The sequence below is a fragment of the Anabaena azotica FACHB-119 genome (genome assembly GCF_014697625.1).
GTDB lineage: Bacteria > Cyanobacteriota > Cyanobacteriia > Cyanobacteriales > Nostocaceae > Trichormus > Trichormus azoticus_A.
The window spans coordinates 78,090-97,557 of record NZ_JACJSG010000007.1; the positions used below are offsets into that span (position 1 = coordinate 78,090).

14 protein-coding genes are annotated in these 19,468 nt (G+C 43.5%); 4 read left to right on the forward strand and 10 right to left on the reverse strand.

The window, feature by feature from the left end; genetic code table 11:
- Window positions 1-525: 525 nt before the first annotated feature.
- Together H6G83_RS06600 and H6G83_RS06605 are read left to right on the forward strand one after the other, a co-directional pair.
- Window positions 526-2,181 carry a pentapeptide repeat-containing protein gene (locus H6G83_RS06600; protein WP_190468796.1) on the forward strand — a complete coding sequence of 552 codons (1,656 nt, stop codon included), beginning with the start codon at window positions 526-528 and terminating at the stop codon, window positions 2,179-2,181.
- Window positions 2,182-2,551: 370 nt separating this feature from the next.
- Window positions 2,552-5,599 (forward strand): pentapeptide repeat-containing protein, encoded by a 3,048-nt coding sequence (locus H6G83_RS06605; RefSeq protein ID WP_190468800.1) that lies wholly within the window; start codon window positions 2,552-2,554, stop codon window positions 5,597-5,599.
- Window positions 5,600-5,817: 218 nt separating this feature from the next.
- Here the strand turns inward: H6G83_RS06605 and H6G83_RS06610 are convergent, their stop codons facing one another.
- The 3 genes from H6G83_RS06610 to H6G83_RS06620 form a co-directional block, all read right to left on the reverse strand.
- Window positions 5,818-6,162 (reverse strand): hypothetical protein, encoded by a 345-nt coding sequence (locus tag H6G83_RS06610; RefSeq protein ID WP_190468802.1) that lies wholly within the window; start codon window positions 6,160-6,162, stop codon window positions 5,818-5,820.
- A gap of 299 nt (window positions 6,163-6,461) precedes the next feature.
- Entirely contained in the window at window positions 6,462-6,881 is a 420-nt protein-coding gene (locus H6G83_RS06615; protein WP_190468805.1) for a hypothetical protein, read from the reverse strand.
- A gap of 125 nt (window positions 6,882-7,006) precedes the next feature.
- Window positions 7,007-7,600, reverse strand: a complete 594-nt coding sequence (locus H6G83_RS06620; protein ID WP_190468809.1) for a MarC family protein — start codon at window positions 7,598-7,600, stop codon at window positions 7,007-7,009.
- 525 nt (window positions 7,601-8,125) lie between these two features.
- Here H6G83_RS06620 and H6G83_RS06625 point away from each other — a divergent pair.
- On the forward strand, window positions 8,126-8,941 hold the full coding sequence (locus H6G83_RS06625) for a carbon-nitrogen hydrolase family protein (protein ID WP_190468811.1): 816 nt from the start codon (window positions 8,126-8,128) through the stop codon (window positions 8,939-8,941).
- Between the two features lie 61 nt (window positions 8,942-9,002).
- Here the strand turns inward: H6G83_RS06625 and H6G83_RS06630 are convergent, their stop codons facing one another.
- From H6G83_RS06630 to H6G83_RS06660, 7 genes are all read right to left on the reverse strand, one after another.
- Window positions 9,003-9,581 carry an HMA2 domain-containing protein gene (locus H6G83_RS06630; protein WP_190469105.1) on the reverse strand — a complete coding sequence of 193 codons (579 nt, stop codon included), beginning with the start codon at window positions 9,579-9,581 and terminating at the stop codon, window positions 9,003-9,005.
- Between the two features lie 527 nt (window positions 9,582-10,108).
- Window positions 10,109-10,417 (reverse strand): DUF5132 domain-containing protein, encoded by a 309-nt coding sequence (locus H6G83_RS06635; protein ID WP_190468815.1) that lies wholly within the window; start codon window positions 10,415-10,417, stop codon window positions 10,109-10,111.
- Between the two features lie 75 nt (window positions 10,418-10,492).
- Window positions 10,493-12,799, reverse strand: a complete 2,307-nt coding sequence (locus tag H6G83_RS06640) for a heavy metal translocating P-type ATPase (protein ID WP_190468818.1) — start codon at window positions 12,797-12,799, stop codon at window positions 10,493-10,495.
- Between the two features lie 176 nt (window positions 12,800-12,975).
- The gene (locus H6G83_RS06645) at window positions 12,976-14,190 is read right to left on the reverse strand and encodes a hypothetical protein (RefSeq protein ID WP_190468821.1); all 1,215 of its coding nucleotides are present in this window, start codon (window positions 14,188-14,190) and stop codon (window positions 12,976-12,978) included.
- Window positions 14,191-14,224: 34 nt separating this feature from the next.
- Window positions 14,225-15,391 carry an HMA2 domain-containing protein gene (locus H6G83_RS06650; protein ID WP_190468825.1) on the reverse strand — a complete coding sequence of 389 codons (1,167 nt, stop codon included), beginning with the start codon at window positions 15,389-15,391 and terminating at the stop codon, window positions 14,225-14,227.
- 92 nt (window positions 15,392-15,483) lie between these two features.
- The gene (gene def / locus H6G83_RS06655; protein WP_190468828.1) at window positions 15,484-16,023 is read right to left on the reverse strand and encodes a peptide deformylase; all 540 of its coding nucleotides are present in this window, start codon (window positions 16,021-16,023) and stop codon (window positions 15,484-15,486) included.
- Window positions 16,024-16,169: 146 nt separating this feature from the next.
- Window positions 16,170-17,426 carry an HhoA/HhoB/HtrA family serine endopeptidase gene (locus tag H6G83_RS06660; protein ID WP_190468830.1) on the reverse strand — a complete coding sequence of 419 codons (1,257 nt, stop codon included), beginning with the start codon at window positions 17,424-17,426 and terminating at the stop codon, window positions 16,170-16,172.
- A 299-nt stretch (window positions 17,427-17,725) separates the two neighbouring features.
- Here H6G83_RS06660 and dnaA point away from each other — a divergent pair, with 299 nt between their 5' ends.
- On the forward strand, window positions 17,726-19,105 hold the full coding sequence (gene dnaA / locus H6G83_RS06665) for a chromosomal replication initiator protein DnaA (RefSeq protein WP_190468833.1): 1,380 nt from the start codon (window positions 17,726-17,728) through the stop codon (window positions 19,103-19,105).
- The last annotated feature ends 363 nt before the right edge of the window (window positions 19,106-19,468 follow it).

Consider the following 19,468-nt stretch of genomic DNA (forward strand, 5'->3'; position numbering starts at 1 on the left):
CCCATAACCGATTTTTAATTTTTCAGGACTTACGTAACTAGCACTTGGGGTAGGGTGCGTCAGATGTGGAAAATTTCTTAATTTGTCCGAAATTATTGGGGCTGACGCACCCTATAGTTAGTTTGATTCTGACACTTGCGTAAGTCCTATTTTTATAGCGATAAAAATACTCAAAACTTACTGATAGCAGGCATTCAAGCTCTCAGTTCATGATTATGAGCATTTTCGTGCTGTTTTGTTGTAGTATTTTTTCTAATAAGTAGGGTGATTAGTCATTGCTCATTTGTAAGAATTTTAGGTATATTTACCTTTTGTAATCTAGTTTGGTTTATTTTTGTTTACTTAACTTCATCAACTAAGTTTGTTCTATAGAAAATATCTTTGCTTCCTTATGTCAAGTGTTGTCGATGTAATTACCAACGAAATAGTTGGATTTATTTTATACTATCAAGTTATTTACTAACAGCATTTAAACATTGATTTTTGTATTTATGGATAACCAATTTATTATTAACGGATAGAAAAATGTCACAGTTACCTCAAGTTTGGCGACTCCTACAAAATTATGTGCGGGGAACAAGGTCAGCAGATAGACCTACCACAAAGTATGTCGGTAATCCCTCAGTTTTACCTCTGGGAAAACACGCTCAAAAATTAAATAGAAATGTAAATTTTTCTCAAGTAAATTTACAGAGGGAAATTTTAAGTAAAAAATTACGAATAAGTTTAGAGAACTGGACAAGAGAAGATAGTAATGGGGGATTTGTGATTAGCGATCGCCAACTCCATGAAGAAATATATAATTTACTCGGTGATAGTGCATTAACAATAGAAGTAGTGGAAAAAGCCATAGAATTGCTAGTGGCAGAAAAGCAATTACGACCATTGCCGCTATTTGTGCGTCTAGAAGACTTTTATCAACGGTGGTGTCGGGGACAATTTATTGATGCGCCACCAAACGAGAACTTACCTCAGAGAAAATTACTCGAAATCTTAGCACAAAATCAGGCTATTGGACTAAGGCAGATTGATATTTTCGCCGGACTTAACATCCTGATTTTACTCCTAGAATTACACCGCCACCCCCAAGAGCAAAACGAACAAGGGCAAAAAATCAACTTTTATCCCTCATCCGCACCAGATACAGATAGCTTTTTCACCTCCCAACTACTGCGGATAATTAATTATAGTGATGCCATTGAAATTGGCAACTTTAGTAATATAGTTGGCGAATTTCTCCGGGGGGGAAACTTTCGCCGCGCCTACTTTGGCAACGCCAACCTCACAGGAGTCAACTTCAGTGGTGCAGACCTAAGCGGCGCATACCTTGGCGATGCCAACCTCACAGGCGCGAACTTGCAAAACGCCAACCTCACAGGCGCAAACCTGGGTGATGCCAACCTCAGCAGTGCCAACTTCACAGATGCCAACCTAAGCGGTGCTGACCTCACAAGTGCCAACCTCACAGGTGCAACCCTCAACCGCGCCGACCTCAACCGCGCCGACCTCAGCCGCGCCGACCTCAGAGATACCGAACTTTGCCGCGCCAACCTCAGCAACGCCATCCTCTTTGGTGCAAACCTCAGCGATGCCATCCTCAACCACGTTGACCTCAGCCGCGCCGACCTTTGTCGTGCCGACTTGAGTGGCGCAGACCTCAGCCACGCCACCCTCAACGGTACAAACCTCAGCGACACCATACTTTTCAGCACCAACCTCACCCATACCAACCTCATCGCCGCCGACCTCAGTTATAGCAAACTCAACGGCGCAAAACTCAACCACGCCAAACTCAACGGCGCAATGTTCTTAGGTGCTGACCTCAGTGGCGTAGACCTAACTGGCGTAGTCCTCAACGATGCCGACTTGAGTGGCGGTATCCTCAACGAAGCCGACCTCACCGACGCAGACCTCAGCGATGCCGTCCTCTTGGGTACAGACTTCAGCTTTGCCAACCTCAACAACGCCAACCTGAGCGGTAGTAACCTCAGTGGCGCAATACTCAACGGTGCAGACCTGACTAGCGCCAACCTTAGCGATGCCATCCTCGATGATACAGATGTCAGTGAAGCCAACTTAGAAGAAATGACCTGGGGAGAACAGCAGCAATGGGAAGGCGTGCGGGGTTTGGAGACAGCGTTGAATATACCAGAGGCGCTGCGGGAACAGTTGGGAATTTAGGGCTGTAAGGAAGAGTAATAACTAAACTTGAGTTTGATAATTTGACCCCTCTCCAAACCTCTCCCCTAAAAGGAGAGAGGCTTTGATTTCTCCCCCTTCCCTGATAATTTGACTCCTCTCCAAACCTCTCCCCTAAAAGGAGAGAGGCTTTGATTTCTCCCCCTTCCCTGATAATTTGACCCCTCTCCAAACCTCTCCCCTAAAAGGAGAGAGGCTTTGATTTCTCCCCCTTCCCTAGTAGGGAAGGGGGCTGGGGGGTTAGGTCTGACGTTAGCTGTTCCAGGTGAGATGAAAAGTCAGACTCCCCACTCCCCAATCCCAAAATGCTACACTAAGCTCGAAATAACAGTAATTGCACGGGTGCGGGTGGATGGGCAAGAGATTATCACAAACTTGGCAACAATTTCGGCAATTATTTTCAGCATCCGAGACTGCGGAGAAAGGCTTTGAGACTGTTAAAGCAGTATTAGAAGCAGCTAACACAGTCAAAGACAAGGGTGGTAGTCTAGAAATCTTAAAACCAGTCCTGCAAAACTCATCATCCTTGCTAGATGTGTTGTGTTCACCGATGGCGCAGGTAGTAGGCGCGGGGTTGCCATTTGTCGGACTTGGCATTGCCTTGTTAAAATTTGCCCGTGAAGTCACTAAGCAAGACCCATCTTTAGAAGACTGTGTTTTGATAGTTAGTCAAGCCGCTTATTTAGAAAGCACCAAAGAAATTTTAAAACTCTACCCGAACTATAATTGGGATGCCAAGCCAGATTTTATTAAAGCAGCAGAAAAACAACTCCAAAAACTTGATGAAGTTGAATTAGATTATAGTCAAGTAATTACCTGCTTTCATAAATCAAAACTAGCAGAAACATTTAACCAAGTTTTAATAACCAGATTAGCAGCAGCAAATATTTCCCCAGGACAAGCCCAACTGTTAACACAGCGTATTGCTTGGAACACTCACCGCTACATCATTGAAGCCTGGATAAAAGCAGGTGATGTTGTTAAGAATGTGATTCAACCTTCCTTTGGTGACTGGCAGAGAGAACAGCAAAAGTTTCAGAGTATAGATGATTATTTAGAGAAACATATTGCTAAGAAGCCTTATGAATTAGTTTTTGATGAAAAATTCGCTTTTAAAGATATTTATGTATCCACCAAAGCCAAGCCTGTAGATGGGAATGGCAAGGTAGATGAGGAAAAAGATTCATTTAATTTAGAAATTTGGGCGAAAACAATTCTCTGGAAGCCAGATAACTTGGAACAAGTGATGTTTATCCAAGGAGGCCCAGGAAGAGGTAAAAGCGTTTTCTGTCGGATGTTTGCTTATGCTGTGTGGCGACAGTTTCATCCCCTTTGGACACCAATCTTAATTCGGCTAAGAGATATTGATACCTTTGAATCACAGTTAGAAAATACCATTAAAGCAAAATTAAAATTTTGCTTTATTCAAGGTGATCCTAACTGGATAAATAATCCCAATACGCGGTTTCTATTTATTCTTGATGGTTTTGATGAACTGCATATTGAAACCAGAAATAACCTGAAATTAGGCGATTTCATTAAACAAGTAGCAAGTTTCCAGAAAGAGTGCAAAGATAATGGTGAAATGGGGCATCGAGTCATCATTACTGGTAGGTCGATGGCTTTACAAGGTATTCCTGATTTACCCCGCAATTTAGAGCGGGTGGAGATTGTTGAGATGGATGAACAACTCCAACAGGAATGGTTAAATAAATGGGAAGCTGTACAAACAGATAAGGGAAAGACCGCAGCATTTGAGCAGTTTTTACACAGTGATAAATGTCCTGATGAGGTTAAGAAACTAGCGCAAGAACCCCTACTGCTTTACTTATTAGCGGCGATGTATCGAGATGGTAAATTAGACATTGAGAAGTTAGAGCAAGCAAGTGATAATCGCACCGCCAAAATTATCATTTACCAGGAAGCTGTAAACTGGGTGCTGACTAAACAGCGTTCTGAACCAGATGGAACAGATTTAAACATTGGTTTAACCAAACAAAAGCCGGAAGATTTAAAACGTATTCTCACAGAAGCGGCTGTTTGTGTTGTGCAGTCTGGTGGTGAGTTTGCTTCGATGTCAATGTTAGAAGCACGTTTACAAGATGATGAAGCAGCAAAGGCTTTAATTGAGAAAGCAAAAGAGAAATTGGGTGATGAAGCACTCAAAACAGCTTTGGCAGCATTTTACATTCGTCCTGCGGAAAAGCAAGAAGGCGGGGTTGAGTTCTTTCATAAAAGTTTTGGGGAATTTCTCTTTGCTGAACGTTTGAAAGCAAGGCTGAAAGATTGGACGCGATATTATGATACAGATGAGGGGAGACAGGCGATTATTTCTGAAGCCTCAATGAATTGGGAAATCTATGATTTACTTGGTTATGGTGGGTTAACCTGGGAAATTCTAGATTACTTGATGGGGTTGTTAACAGAAAGTCAAGATTTTCCTTGGGTGGAATTATTTAAACGGTTAGATAGGTTTTACAGTAAATGGTGTCAAGGTAAATTTATTGACACGGCTGAGGAGACTTTACCCCAGAAGAAGTTGCGACAGTTGCAAAGGTATGGAATTACAGGGTTAGGTCAGCGTCAGGTTGATGTTTATGCAGGGTTGAATGTGATGATTCTGCTGTTGGAGTTAAACCGTTACGCTCAAGGGCGAGATGATTTGAAAGAAGAAATTGTCTTTTATCCATCTGGTAAACCAACAGAAAATGCTTGGACAACTCAATTACATCGCATGATTAATTACAGTGATGGCTTGGAGTTAGGAAACTTTACTAACATAGTTATTCCATTTCTCAGTGGTGCAGACCTCAGTGGTGCAGACCTCAATGGTGTAAACCTCAGTGGTGCAGAACTCAATGGTGTAAACCTCAGTAGCGCAGACCTCAGTGGGGCAGACCTCAGTAGCACAGACTTCATTGGCGCAAACCTGACTGGCGCAAATCTCAGTGGTACAAACCTCATTGGTGCATACTTTAGTAACGCAAACCTTAATGGCGCAGACCTCAGTGGTGCAAACCTCAATGGCGCAGACCTCGGTGGCGCAAACCTTAGTGGCGCAGACCTCCGTGGCGCAAACTTCAGTGGCGCAGACCTCTGTAGCGCAAGCCTTAGTGGCACAAACCTCAGTCGTGCAGACCTTATCAGTGCAGACCTCATTGACGCAGACCTCAGTAGTGCAGACCTCAGCCGCGTAGACCTCGGTGGCGCAAACCTCAGTGGCGCAAACCTCAGTGGCGCAAACCTCAGTGGCGCAAACCTCAGTGGCGCAGACCTCAGTGATGATTTTTGGGGAGATATCAAATGGAATGAAAAGACAAACTGGGAGAATGTGCGAGGACTGGAGACAGCAGTTAATGTGCCAGAAGCGTTAAAGCAACAGTTAAACTTAAATTCGTAATTTGTATATTTTAAGCGTCGGATTTTTGTTTTACTCTCTGTGTTCTTCGTGCCTCCGTGGTTAACAAATCATTTTTTACCACAGAGGCACAGAGGCATAGAGTCAAAAGATTGGTCAATGTTACCGCAAAAATATAGCAGGTGACAGGTGACAGGTTACAGGTTACAGCTTTAAAAGCTGCTTGGTATCAGAATTTTATAATTTATCTCTGTCCTAACCTATCGGGGGACTACTATAATTCCTAATTCTTGTAGAATTAATCTCCACCGCCAGCGCCGCCAACAGGAAACCCAAAACTTTAACTCGCGCACGAGGATAAAATACTCATCGACGAGGTTCTGATACTCGCGCACGAGGATAAAATACTCATCGACGAGGTTCTGATACTCGCGCACGAAGATAAAATACTCATCGACGAGGTTCTGATACTCGCGCACGAGGATAAAATACTCATCGACGAGGTTCTGATACTCGCGCACGAGGATAAAATACTCATCGACGAGGTTCTGATACTCGCGCACGAGAATAAAATACTCATCGACGAGGTTCTGATACTCGCGCACGAGAATAAAATACTCATCGACTAATACCCTAGATTATTAAGCTCACGCAAAGGCGCATTCGCGTAGCGTCTCGTAGAGAAGACACAAAGGAACAACATTTTATTAAGTGCATCGTTACAGAGAACTGGTATTAATTTTAAATTTTTAATAATATAACGTGAGTTCGACCAGCGTTGTTTTGACCTCTCCCCCAACCCCTCTCCTACAAGGAGAGGGGAGTAAGAGGGTGATTTTTTCGTTTCTCCTCCCTCTCCTCATAGGAGAGGGAGGTTGGGAGGGAGAGGTTCATCGAACTCACGTTAATATAGTAATTCTGCTAATGTCGGTACTCGATGACCACGCCAACGCAACACAGCCCAAGCATAAGCTTTTTGTAACATCAACTGATCAGCAGCAGAACGTAAATTATCGAGTTCGTGACGTTCCTGTGGGGTAGTTGATACTGCTTGGTTTTTTTCCAACAAGGAAACATGACGTTGTTGCTGAACCAAGGGGACTTGAGCATGAGCAATTTTCAGCAGTTCATCTATTGGTAGCCTTTGCATTTCCAGTAACGAACTTTGTATCTGGGCTGGTGCATTGTCAGCAGATGGTGGTAAGTTACTGATAATGCTTTGTGCTGCGATCGCCTCTAAAGATTGATTAGTCAACTCAGCAATTCGCGCCAGTTCTGGAAATATTGGTTCAGGTAATTCCACCGTTACTCTGCGTGTACCCATCTTTGACCTGATTCAGCACTGGATAATCTGACATTTTCTCTTTCCTCACTTTAGCCTAATCGCTCTGAGAACCCACACAAGCGTTATAAATTTCTTGATAGAACTGTCCAAAGTAAATATTCAACCTACCGCAAAAATAACTCCTTAATCCCTGTAGAACCAATCTCCACCGCCAGCGCCGCCAACAGGAAACCTAAAAGCTGTGTAACAATGACTGCACCCTCAACACCAATTAATTTATCTATTTGATTCGCCAAACGCAAAATCAACCAAGAAATAAACATCGCCCCCACAATCCCCAATACTACCTCCAAATGAGGATTCTGGGTTTTCGACATAAATAACATCACCGTCGTCAATGTACCCGGACCGGCTAACAACGGTAAAGCCAAAGGCGTAATTGCGACATCCCTTCCTTCTTCGGTAATTGGTGTGTCCAACTCTCCCCGCAGCATTTGCAAAGCAATTAACAGCAACAACAACCCCCCAGCTACCCGCAAAGATGCCATGCTGATTTCTAAATAACTCAAAATATATCGACCACCAAAGGCGAATATTAAGAGAACTGCGATCGCCACTACACTCGCCTTATCAATTACTCTATTTCTATCCTCTGGCATCATACCTTTAGTTAAAGCCAAAACCACTGGTATATTGCCTATCGCATCCGCCAACACAAACACAGCCAAAAAAGTTTGAATCAGAATAGAGGTATCCACAGCCAAGCCAGTTTATCAACGTTTGATAACAACTTAGCTTGATTCAGTTCCGTTTGCTATCTCCCGTAGGATGATGGAAGTAGTCAGTTATCAGTTATCAGTTATCAGTTGTCAGTTGTCAGTTGTCAGTTGACAGGGGACAGGGGACAGTTGTTATTCTCCTCTGCTGGGTTCCCCTCCTGGGAGGGGCTAGGGGCTCTTAAGGGCAGGTTTTTCATAAAGTAATCAGTGAGGACTATAAGATTCAGTAAATTATCAGACTTTCATCTACCCCTACACCCCTACACCCTTATACCCCTACACCCTAAAATCAGTGTTTTTGGGTCGAAGTGTAAAAAACCTGCCCTTGAAAGGGGGCTAGGGGTGGGTTGCTCCCCTGCTCCCCTGCTCCCCTGCTCCCCTGCTCCTCTGCTCCTCTGCTCCTCTGCTTCCCCCAGTCCCCAGTCCCCAATACCCAGTCCCCAATCCCCCAAACTAACGGTATATTTAATTATCTATCTCACACAAGTTCTTTTATTTAAGTCTATGAAGCCTTATTTAGCTGCTGCTATTCAAATGACCAGTGTGCCTGATTTACACAAGAATTTGGCACAAGCAGAAGAATTAATTGACTTAGCTGTGCGTCAGGGTGCGGAGTTAGTTGGTTTGCCGGAAAACTTTTCTTTTATGGGTCAAGAACAGGATAAACTAGCTCAAGCTGAAGAAATTGCCCGTGAAAGTGAAATTTTTCTGAAAAAAATGGCGCAGCGCTACCAAGTTACCCTTTTAGGTGGTAGTTTCCCTGTGCCGGTAGGTGATACAGGTAGAGTCTATAACACTACCATCCTCGTCAGTCCTAATGGTGAAGAACTCGCCCGTTACAATAAAGTACACCTGTTCGATGTCAACGTTCCCGATGGTAATACTTACCGCGAATCTAGCACTGTTGTGGCTGGTCAGGAACTACCCCCGGTGTATTTCTCAGAATATTTAGGAAATCTCGGTCTTTCTATTTGCTACGATGTCCGCTTCCCAGAACTCTACCGCCATCTTTCTGATAAGGGAACAGATGTGATCTTTGTCCCGGCTGCGTTCACAGCTTTTACAGGCAAAGACCACTGGCAAGTTTTACTGCAAGCTAGAGCGATTGAAAATACTGCTTACGTAATTGCACCAGCCCAAACTGGTAATAATTATGGTCGTCGCCTGACTCACGGACACGCTATAATTATCGACCCTTGGGGAACAATTTTAGCTGATGCTGGAGACAAACCAGGAATTGCGATCGCCGAAATTAACCCTTCCCGCCTAGAACAAGTGCGCCGCCAAATGCCTTCCTTGCAGCATCGTGTATTTAGTTGATGGCAAAGCCAGTTATCAGTTATCAAATGATGTTCACTGATAACTGATAACTGATAACTGTTCACTGATTATTAGGTTTTTGTGGCGTAATGCCATGCAATTTGATGAAGCTATCGAAAGAATACCAAGCGAGAACGTACCAGGGAATAATATCAAATTGCAACCCTTTCATCATGAGCTTTCTGATAGCAAGAATGCCTAATCCCAGTGGGAACAAGAAGCGAATATCGACAACACCATCGGTTGCTTGTCTGACTCTTTTGTTCAAATCTACAACAGCAGTTGATACAGTCGTAGAGGCTTCAGTTCCACCTTCTGTGATCTCGGCAAATATGACTCCTATATCTTCTAAAGTTGCCAACACATCACTCAAATCGCCATTTTTACCACCGTATTTAATCACAATACTGCCATGATGAACATTAGTCCGCACCTCATCAACTTGAGGTTGTGCATCTAATGTATTAGCAATATATTCCATAGTCTCAGCTTGGCGATGAGGGTGAGCAATTCTTAACCTTAATCTTCCTGGTGTAGCACTAACAACTTTTGTAGCTATAGATGAGGATGGCGTATTGAAGTTAATTTGCTTTTGAATTGTTGGCATTTTTGTGAGACTACCATGACTATTTGTCGTCAACATGAAACCGCCCTCCAAACTGATACATTATGTTTATTGTTGCTAGTGTTTTTGCACAAGTTGTATAAAACTGGTGTTTAAATAGTTAATTTCTTATATAAGTTTCCTAGCCTGCTGAATCACAAACTTATCTGCGTTTATCTGCGTTTATCTGCGTTCCATTATTCTTGCTTATCACTAGGGTAAAAAAAGCTATATATTGGGCGTTGCTGAATTGGAATATGAAATGTCAAAATGACCTTGATTTTTCTTTGTAATTTAGCGCCTTTGCGCCTTTGCGTGAGACAAATTCATATCTTGATTCAGCAACGCCATATATTGATATTTTCTTGGCAAAAATAATTTCATTGACGGTTAATTAGCGAAGACATTTCAGAGATGGGTAACTCACCCATCTCCTTAATCTGCAATACCTGATTTTTGAGATATACGTATCATCACTGTTGTGGTGGGCAGTGCAGCGCCCTACAAATACGTGTTTTGCTAACAAAAATCAAGTGGCGGCGATCGCCTGCAAATTAACCAACCTACACACCATTGTCAGAGGAACTATCAATAGGTGTGCTAGCAGCTTCAAATGCAGGTGTTTCTTCAGACTCAGCTAGTTCAGCTTTAGCTTCAGCAACGATATCTTCCCAGGTTTCACCCAACTCTGCAAAAGCGCCTTTGCTCTTTTCATAGGCAACAAGACCGCCTTTGATGATACTCTTGGCAATGGGTTTACCAATGCCGGCGACAACTGGAATGAGAACGGGAGCTAGTAGCACTGCGCCAATACCTGCAATTAGTCCAGGTGCGCCTGCTTCTTCTACGAAATCAGTGATTTTCGGGGCCATGATCAATTTCTCCAGATAACTTGTTTGAAAAATTGTATGAAAGCTTTCTAGCCTAATCTTGCTAGATTGTTTATCTCATCTTCCTGCTGATAGAGCTTTTTTTGCGGAAGGTTTAAGAATTGGACGTAAACCGTTAACTCCAGCAACTATGGTTGAGCCGTTGTTGACTACTGTGGCTGCTAGTGGGTTCAAACCAAATAACACCGCAACTAACAATGCTCCCAAGTTAGGAATAGCGATGATCCCGGTGTTTTGACGAATCAAACTCTTGGCTTGACGCGCGATCGCAATTGCTTCTAATAATCCGTGTAAGTCGTTCTGCATTAACACCACATCGGCTGTTTCGCGGGCGATTTCCGAACCGTGGGCGAAGGATACAGATACATCAGCGTAGGCTAAAGCTGGTGAATCGTTAATCCCATCCCCAACAAACGCAACTGTCTTACCTTGCTCGTGCAATCCCCGGACTACCGTTGCTTTTTGTTCGGGAAAAGCTTCTGCATGGGTATTTGCTGGTGCAATTCCCAATTCTGCTGCAACAGCTGTCGCTGTGCGCTTGTTGTCGCCGGTGAGCATATGGACTTCCACACCTTCTACCGTCATGAGCTGGGAAATAACTTCTTTGCTTTCTGGACGGAGAATATCACTATATCTTATTCTACCTTGAAGTTGCCCGTTGATGGCGACGTAAATTACTGAGCTTACCTTCTCTTTGCTGTTGAGAACTTCCATATCCACGCCTTCTTGACGTAAGAAGCGCTCGCTACCGACGTAAATAGTATCGCCATCAATTTCGGCTTTTACGCCTAAACCAAGCTTGTAATCCCATTTGCTGCGGCTGGGGATCGCTACTTTTTGCGACTCTGCATAACGGACGATCGCTTCTGCTACTGGGTGGGTAAGACGTTGTTCGGCGGCGGCGGCAATTGCTAAGATGCGATCGCTCTCAATGGCGCTATTGTAACTATCAACTCCCACTACTGCCACTTCCCCTTGGGTGAGTGTGCCTGTCTTATCAAAGACGATGGTATCAATTTCCGCTAATTGTTCCAAGGCGCGACCGCTACGGATGAGAATCCCTTGTCTGGCTGCATGGGATAGAGCCGCTAACACTGTTGTGGGAATGGAGACGCGAATCCCTGTACATAAGTCCAGGGTGAGAATACTGGCAACCCTCACTGGATTACGGGTGATGGCAAATACTAATGCTCCAAGGAACAAGGTAGGAACCACTGCAATTTCCGCAATCTTGTTAGCATGGTTTTCCATCCTTGTATCATGGATAGGTGCTTCTTCCATGAGTTTAATACTCTGTCCCGCCCGCGTATCATCACCAGTACGCTCGACTAAAATATATACTTGCCCTTCTCGTACCAAAGTTGAGGCAAATACTGACTGTCCCTGCTTTTTCAAAATGGGTACAGATTCGCCTGTCAGCTTCTGTTCATCGACTAAAGCCTTTCCTTGGAGGATCGTTCCATCCACGGGTATTTGTTCCCCTGGATAGACAATGACGGTATCACCTGTAAGTACTTGTTGGATGGGAATCTGCACCTTCTCACCGTTGCGTTCCACCCAAGCAAATTGTCCTAAAGAACCCAACAGATCCAATGTTTGCATTTTGGAAGAACGAGCAGTGCGATCGCGGATATTTTCCCCCAGTTCAATTAAGCTCAACATCAGCCCTGGCGTGAGGAATTGTCCTTGCACTGTGGTAATAGCGATCGCCATAAAGTCCAAAAAGTCGATACTTAATTTCCGCTCTTTGACGATTCCCTGTACTGCTCTCTTGAATACTGGTAAAGTTGCTAAAGCGATCGTTCCCGCCGTCACAACTGAGGGAACAGCTACCCCCAAAGGCCCGCTAAGTACTGCTAAACCAGTGGCTAACAGAGAAAGCTGCATTCCCGGCCAAGGCTTTTCTGACTCTTGTGGTGCTGCCTTTTTCGGATTCAATAGTACAACCCCAGCATCGCTTGCAGCCATGAGCAAACAGCTAAGGCGCGATTTCATTTTCGCCTCAGTAACAGCACTGGATTTATAATTCACCACCAAAGATGCAGCAGCTGGCTTAATTTTGACAGTTGTCACCAGGGGATCAGTTTCCAGCAAGGTTTGTAACCGTTCGGCGTAGGCAGAATCGTTGCGTAAACGAGGTACACGTAACCGCAACCTACCCCGAACTGCATGAACAACACTATATACAACTTGCGTCACCTTCTTGGCAGATTGTATTGGAGCAGAAGTTGCAGCGACTCTGCCATTTTTCCCTACTGTCTTCTGAGGTAAAGGAGCGAGAGATATTTCTCCACCCTTCTCCTCTAAAGTTACATAAGACTCTTGAACAGAAGGTGAAGCTAGTTGAACTGTCATTTTTGCCATTTCTTTAAATCTCTGAATGTGGTGTGTAATAGTTAGTGCTGGTTTCAGTTATCAGTTATCAGTTATCAGTTATCAGTCAACAGTGAACATCACCTGATGACTGTTCACTGATTAAAGGCAAGCTAAAGCTGCACGCCTCGCTTAACTAGCCGTTCAGAACGCAGACTTGCTTGGATTTATCTACTGCTGGACTTGTTGGATGTGATCCCCGCAGATTGAATCAGACTGGAAAAGTGGGCTACTGCGATCGCAAAAATGCTTTGCAATTCGTCTTTGGGCTTTGGTACTTTTCCTGGTTTATAGGTAATAATCACAGAAGCTGCCTCTCTATTGATGCGCTCACTAGTGACTATTGGATCTGATTGGAGTAGAGCCTGTAAGCGTTGGACGTATGCTGGATCTGTGGCGATTTGTGGGACATAAAATCGCACTCGTCCAGGGATTGAGTGAACGACGCTATATTCTACTTTTATAGCAGGCTCAGTTGCTGGTGCATCAATGATAGATTCAGACGCAGGCTTTGTTGCTGGTTTATCTATGATAGATTTAGGCGCAGGCTCTGTTGCTGGTTTATCAGTGATAGATTCAGACGCAGGCTTTGTTGCTGGTTTATCTATGATAGATTTAGGCGCAGGCTCTGTTGCTGGTTTATCAGTGATAGATTCAGACGCTGGCTCTGTTGCTGGTTTATCTATGATAGATTTAGGCGCAGGCTCTGTTGTTGGTTTATCTATGATAGATTCAGACGCAGGCTCTGTTGCTGGTTTATCAGTGATAGATTCAGACGCAGGCTCTGTTGTTGGTTTATCTATGATAGATTTAGGCGCAGGCTCTGTTGCTGGTGCATCAATGATAGATTTAGGCGCAGGCTCTGTTGCTGGTGCATCAATGATAGATTTAGGCGCAGGCTCTGTTGCTGGTGCATCAATGATAGATTTAGGCGCAGGCTCTGTTGCTGGTTTATCAATGATAGATTTAGGCGCAGGCTCTGTTGCTGGTTTATCTATGATAGACTCAGGCGCAGAAGGTAAAATGACCGACTTTGCAGTTGATGGTACAGAAGTAACATCTGTATCATCTGTCAGATTCGCAGTCTCAAATAGACTAGCTAAATGCTTACGTATTTCTGTACTAGACATTAGTCTAGACTCGTAAGCAACTACCAAAGACCCCGTAGCCGCATTAACATCTTTATAGCTGATCCCTGTTTGCGCTTCTAGCAACCTTAGTAAACGTTGCCGATAATTTGCATCTTCGCTGATCCGAGGGATGCAATATGTGATTTGCCCCGGTAGCGCATAGATAATGCTAGAAAATATTTTTTCAGGATTTGTGTAACTGTTTGGCGACGGTCGCGGGACAGCATCTGATGATGATGCAGAATCCTCCATTTTGATTCCTCCATTGTTCCTCAATGGGAACTTTCTACAACGGCAAGTTAGCTATAAAGTTTAAAGAATAAGATAATGCTGAAGGCTTCATATCAGACCATAAACTAGAAATATTTAAGGTTTGACCTTCAGTTGAAAATAAGTTTGTGGTTGCTTTTGGTTCACTTGGAGTAGTTAGCCGACTAACTGTTTCTGGCTCCAACGTGGTTGATGTCTTATTCAATTCTTCTATTGCGACTGGTGTTTGTAACTGAACTTTTGTTATGGGGGTTGTAGGCGGGTTTGTCTGCAATGCTGATTCCATGAGACTAACCCAGTGAGATACAGCTACTTGACTTTTTTTATATGATATTGCTAATGATGCTGCATCACAATTCATCCGCACTTGACTCACCAAAGCGTCGGTCTTTAACAACCTTTCTAGACGCTTTGCATAAGCGCGATCGCTGCCTATTTGAGGGATATGAAATCTGATTCTACCAGGAATTTCGTGTACTATATTATAGTCTATTTCACTAGATTTAATTGTTGTTTTTGTAATTTTATCCCCTGCGGCAACTGACTCACATTCCTCCCTTGTGACCACAGTTTTATCAGACTCTTTGACTGCTTCTTTTCCCGTTATATACGGTTCTAGATAGTCAATTACTAGCCGAGTCGCTTCTGCTGTAAGCATATAGAGGGGAATCGACCTTAAACCACTAATTCCCAACCCTCCTGTCACCGCCAACCCTGTCATTAAGGGGATAAACGAGACAGTCTGCTCTTTCCAAAAATCCAAAGATTTCCAAGGAGCAAAGGGATCTGCTACAGGTGCATTTTGTGCCGTTTGAATATTTAGTTGTTGTAAGATAGCCAACATCTTTGACAGTGGCAATTTATTCTCATCAAAGGTAACTACCATGCTGAGAGTTTGCTCATTGGTAGAAACTGCTTTGACACCTTTATACTGCTTTAAGTGTTTGGCGATCGCTTTGACGTTGTAGCTCAAACTACCATCTGTCGCTTTAATCCGTATGCGTCCATTCGTTGCGTGTACAACCTGCATACCAGTAGCAGAGATTTCTGGGATATCTTCTCCCGTTCTACTGCTATTCGTATTCACTTTTAATTCATCGCCTTGACGCTGAGTTGAGGTTAAGTCGGGCGATATCCTTAGATGGGGACTTGACCTCTCACGACTAGTAATAGTTTTTGCCATTTATCTCGATAGCTACACCTTGTTCTTTAGGTTAACAATAGGTTAAGTATACATTAAAAATTTTTGTTGGGTATCATTCTTCAGAAGTTTTTTTATTTAGTATTGTTAACTACCAATTTTTGATATTCTTGCTCAGTGATCATCTCTAAAGTAGATTCTACTCGGTCTATAAAGATAACACCATTTAGATGATCAAATTCGTGTTGAAAGATACGAGCAACAAAATTTGTTAACTCTGTTGTTTGTAAATTTCCATAACGGTCAGTGTATTCAACTGCGATCGCTTGATATCGAGGAACCAACCCTCTAATACCCGGAACGCTGAGACAACCTTCCCAATCTTTAACGACTTCGCTCGAATGAGACACTATCTTAGGGTTGATCATGGCGGTAGGTTCCATTTCCGGCGCGTGAGGATACCTAGCATTGGGACGGGAAGCCACAATAAATAAACGGTAAGACTGTGCTACTTGGGGAGATGCAATTCCTACACCATTAGCTTGAGCAACAGTAGCAATTAAATCATCAATTAGTTGCTGTATATTTGCGTCATGAACATCTTCCACCCAAGCAGCTTTTTGACGTAAGGTAGGATTTCCTAATTGAATGATAGGGAGTGATTCAGTAGTCATTTGATAGGGATTGGGGATTGGGGATTGGGGATTGGGTACTAAAGTAGTCTAAAGCCCTGAAATTAAGTACATATTAACAATTTAGTCATTAGTCATTAGTCATTAGTTATCCTCCCCTACTCCCTCATCTCCCAGTCCCCAGTCCCTCACTCCTCCCTCTGCACAGGTAAAGGTGCTGGCGTAACGGCTACTTGTGTTGTTTGTCCGTTGCGTTCTACTTGAACTTGTAAGGGTCTACCAATTTGACTATTTTCTACAATTCTTTGTACTTCTTCAACTGTGTTTACAGATTGGTTATTAATACTTTGAATAATGTCTCCAGGTCTGAGTCCGGCGTTGGCGGCCGGAGAGTTAGAGATAATCCTAACTAAGAGGACACCTCTATCTGAGGTAATATTGATGCGATCGCCAAATCTTTCATTAATCCTTTGCCTAACTGCTGGTGTGAGAGTCGCCATCTGCACACCCAAGTAAGGATGGTCTACTTTACCTTGACTAATTAATTCCTGGGCAATTTTCTGCACAGTATTAATAGGAATAGCAAAACCCAAACCTTGAGCGCCTCGGATAATAGCGGTGTTCATCCCAATTACCTGACCACCAGCGTTGAGTAAGGGGCCGCCAGAGTTACCAGGATTAATTGCTGCGTCTGTTTGCAAATAGTCAACGCGCTTATCACTCGCACCAATATCACTACTAGAACGACCTGTGGCGCTAATAATTCCCGAAGTCACAGTATTATTTAAGCCTAGAGGATTACCGATCGCAATTACTGCTTCACCTGGTTGCAAAGCTTCAGAATTGCCTAGAGGTACAGTTTGCAAGTTATTTGCCTCTATCTTAATGACAGCTACATCTGTCACTGGGTCTTCACCCAATACTTTACCATCAAAAGACCTGCCATCCTTGAGGGTAACTGTTACCACATCAGCCCCATCTACTACGTGAGCATTAGTCAAAATCTGACCAGAGGAATTAATTACGAATCCTGAACCGCTACCCCTTTCCACTCGCTGTCTTGGCTGTGATGACCTTCCCTCGCCGAAAAAGCGGCGGAAGAAGGGATCACTATATTCTTCCGGGACGCGAGCAGTCACCGTTCTAGCAGAATCAATCCTGACTACTGCCCCGCCTACCTTCTTTACCACATTTACCACAAAATTAGGGTCGCCAGTGGAAGAAAAAATTGCTGGTGGGGCTACGGCTGGGGTGCTATCAGTCACAATTTGGGTTTGAGGTTCATTGGTTGGCGACTGTGCGCTTCTGGTGGGTATCAGAGAACAGCCGCCAACAGACACCATAGCTACCCCGCCCAGTAGCATCACAACTGCACTGCTGAATCTCCCCTTGTGAGGCAACCTCGAAGTATAAATATTTGTTAGTTGACTATTATGTGTCTTCATGTGTCTTTGCTTCTCCGTGTTGGTCAGTGAGTGCTAGGATCTTGCCTACCGGGTTTGTCTCAAAGTGACAGGACTGAGGTAAAAAGACTCTTCGCGAGGGAAGGGTGTAAGGGTGTAAGGGTGTAAGGGCTAAACTAAAGCCCTATACCCTCGCCTAAAACCCAGATTTTTCGTCTTCATGTGTAAGTCCCAACATGATTACAACTCAAAAGCTGGTTCCAGGTCTAGAGCGTCTGAATGCTAAATTAGTGCTTGCTTATATCTTCTATTGTGACGATTAGCAGCGAAGGTGGTAAATAATGGAAATGCCCATTGACATTTTATGGAGTCAGGTTCTAGAGCGCTTACAGATAGAACTGTCTCGCCCTACCTTTGAAACTTGGATTAAAACTGCTAATGCGGAACGCTTAGAAAATAATTGTCTGGTGATAGTCACTCCTAACCCCTTTGCGCGTAATTGGTTACAGAAGTACTACATCACCACTATTGCTAATGTCGTACAAGATATTTTGAGACATCCTGTAGAAATTTATATTACGGTTGCTAAAGGTGAGGAGTTGGCGGAGATTGATGGGGGCGGAGACTGGGAATTACCAAATAATAAGAATATATACGAAACTGCCAATCAAAAAAGACAACCAAATACAGAATTAAATTCTAAATATGTCTTTTCGCGGTTTGTCGTCGGTGCTAATAATAGAATGGCTCATGCAGCTTCTTTAGCTGTAGCTGAGTCTCCAGGGCGAGAGTTCAATCCTTTATTTTTATGTGGTGGTGTAGGTTTGGGGAAAACTCATCTGATGCAGGCGATAGGACATTATCGGTGGGAAATTTGCCCCAATTCTAAGGTATTTTACGTATCTACTGAGCAGTTTACTAACGACCTAATTACAGCTATTCGCAACGACAGTATGCAGATTTTCCGCGAACATTATCGGGCGGCTGATGTGTTGTTGGTGGATGATATTCAGTTTCTTGAGGGTAAGGAATACACGCAAGAGGAATTCTTTCACACCTTCAATACATTACATGAAGCCGGTAAGCAAGTTGTCATTGCTTCTGACCGTCCACCAAACCAAATTCCTAGTCTACAAGAACGCTTGTGTTCTCGCTTCTCGATGGGTTTAATTGCGGATATTCAAGCGCCAGATTTAGAAACGCGAATGGCGATTTTACAGAAAAAATCAGAGTACGAAAATATTCGCTTACCCCGTGATGTGGTTGAGTATATTGCTACTAATTTTACTTCTAATATTCGAGAGTTGGAAGGTGCTTTAACAAGAGCGCTGGCTTACATTTCTATTTGGGGCTTACCGATGACTGTAGCCAATATTGCACCTGTATTAGTGACACCAACGGAGAAAATAGAAGCGACTCCAGAAGCAATTTTCAAAGTGATTGCCGAAAATTTTGATGTCTCAATTGAAGACCTCAAAGGTAACTCCCGACGACGAGAGATTAGTTGGGCGCGTCAAATTGGGATGTATTTGATGCGACAACATACTGATTTAAGTTTTCCGCGAATTGGTGAGGAGTTTGGCGGCAAAGACCATACTACAGTGTTATATAGTTGTGAGAAAATTACTCAACTGCGGGAGAGCGATCGCACTCTATCACATACACTCACTCAGTTGAGCGATCGCATCAAGATAAATAGTCGTTCTCAAAAATCATCATGACAACAATTCAGTGTTTTCCACAAGGTTCACTATATGAATTATTGAAAATATTAAAGCTTGTCTAAAAATAGATTAAAATTAAGTCTTGTCTGTGGAAAAGTATTGATTTTTTGTGGAAAACTTGATACTGCAAGTGGAAAACTTAACTTAAGTATAAATACCCTGTGGAAAAGATTAGGGGTTTTTCCACAAGTTTTCCACAGATATAGCAGTTGACAGTGGACAGTTGACAGTGGACAGTTGACAGTGGACAGGTAACAGGTGAGAGGTGACAGGTGACAGTTTTTATTCTCGCCTGCTCCTCTGCTCCCCTGCTCCCCTGCTCCCCTGCTCCCCTGCTCCCCTACTCCCCTACTCCCCTGC

What these genes read in the sequence shown, in the direction of transcription:
- dnaA (WP_190468833.1), top strand. Translation starts at nt 17,726, where the DNA reads ATGGAAATGCCCATTGACATTTTATGGAGTCAGGTTCTAGAGCGCTTA.
- H6G83_RS06640 (WP_190468818.1), bottom strand. Translation starts at nt 12,799, where the DNA reads ATGGCAAAAATGACAGTTCAACTAGCTTCACCTTCTGTTCAAGAGTCT.
- H6G83_RS06605 (WP_190468800.1), top strand. Translation starts at nt 2,552, where the DNA reads ATGGGCAAGAGATTATCACAAACTTGGCAACAATTTCGGCAATTATTT.
- H6G83_RS06625 (WP_190468811.1), top strand. Translation starts at nt 8,126, where the DNA reads ATGAAGCCTTATTTAGCTGCTGCTATTCAAATGACCAGTGTGCCTGAT.
- H6G83_RS06635 (WP_190468815.1), bottom strand. Translation starts at nt 10,417, where the DNA reads ATGGCCCCGAAAATCACTGATTTCGTAGAAGAAGCAGGCGCACCTGGA.
- def (WP_190468828.1), bottom strand. Translation starts at nt 16,023, where the DNA reads ATGACTACTGAATCACTCCCTATCATTCAATTAGGAAATCCTACCTTA.
- H6G83_RS06615 (WP_190468805.1), bottom strand. Translation starts at nt 6,881, where the DNA reads ATGGGTACACGCAGAGTAACGGTGGAATTACCTGAACCAATATTTCCA.
- H6G83_RS06645 (WP_190468821.1), bottom strand. Translation starts at nt 14,190, where the DNA reads ATGGAGGATTCTGCATCATCATCAGATGCTGTCCCGCGACCGTCGCCA.
- H6G83_RS06650 (WP_190468825.1), bottom strand. Translation starts at nt 15,391, where the DNA reads ATGGCAAAAACTATTACTAGTCGTGAGAGGTCAAGTCCCCATCTAAGG.
- H6G83_RS06600 (WP_190468796.1), top strand. Translation starts at nt 526, where the DNA reads ATGTCACAGTTACCTCAAGTTTGGCGACTCCTACAAAATTATGTGCGG.
- H6G83_RS06660 (WP_190468830.1), bottom strand. Translation starts at nt 17,426, where the DNA reads ATGAAGACACATAATAGTCAACTAACAAATATTTATACTTCGAGGTTG.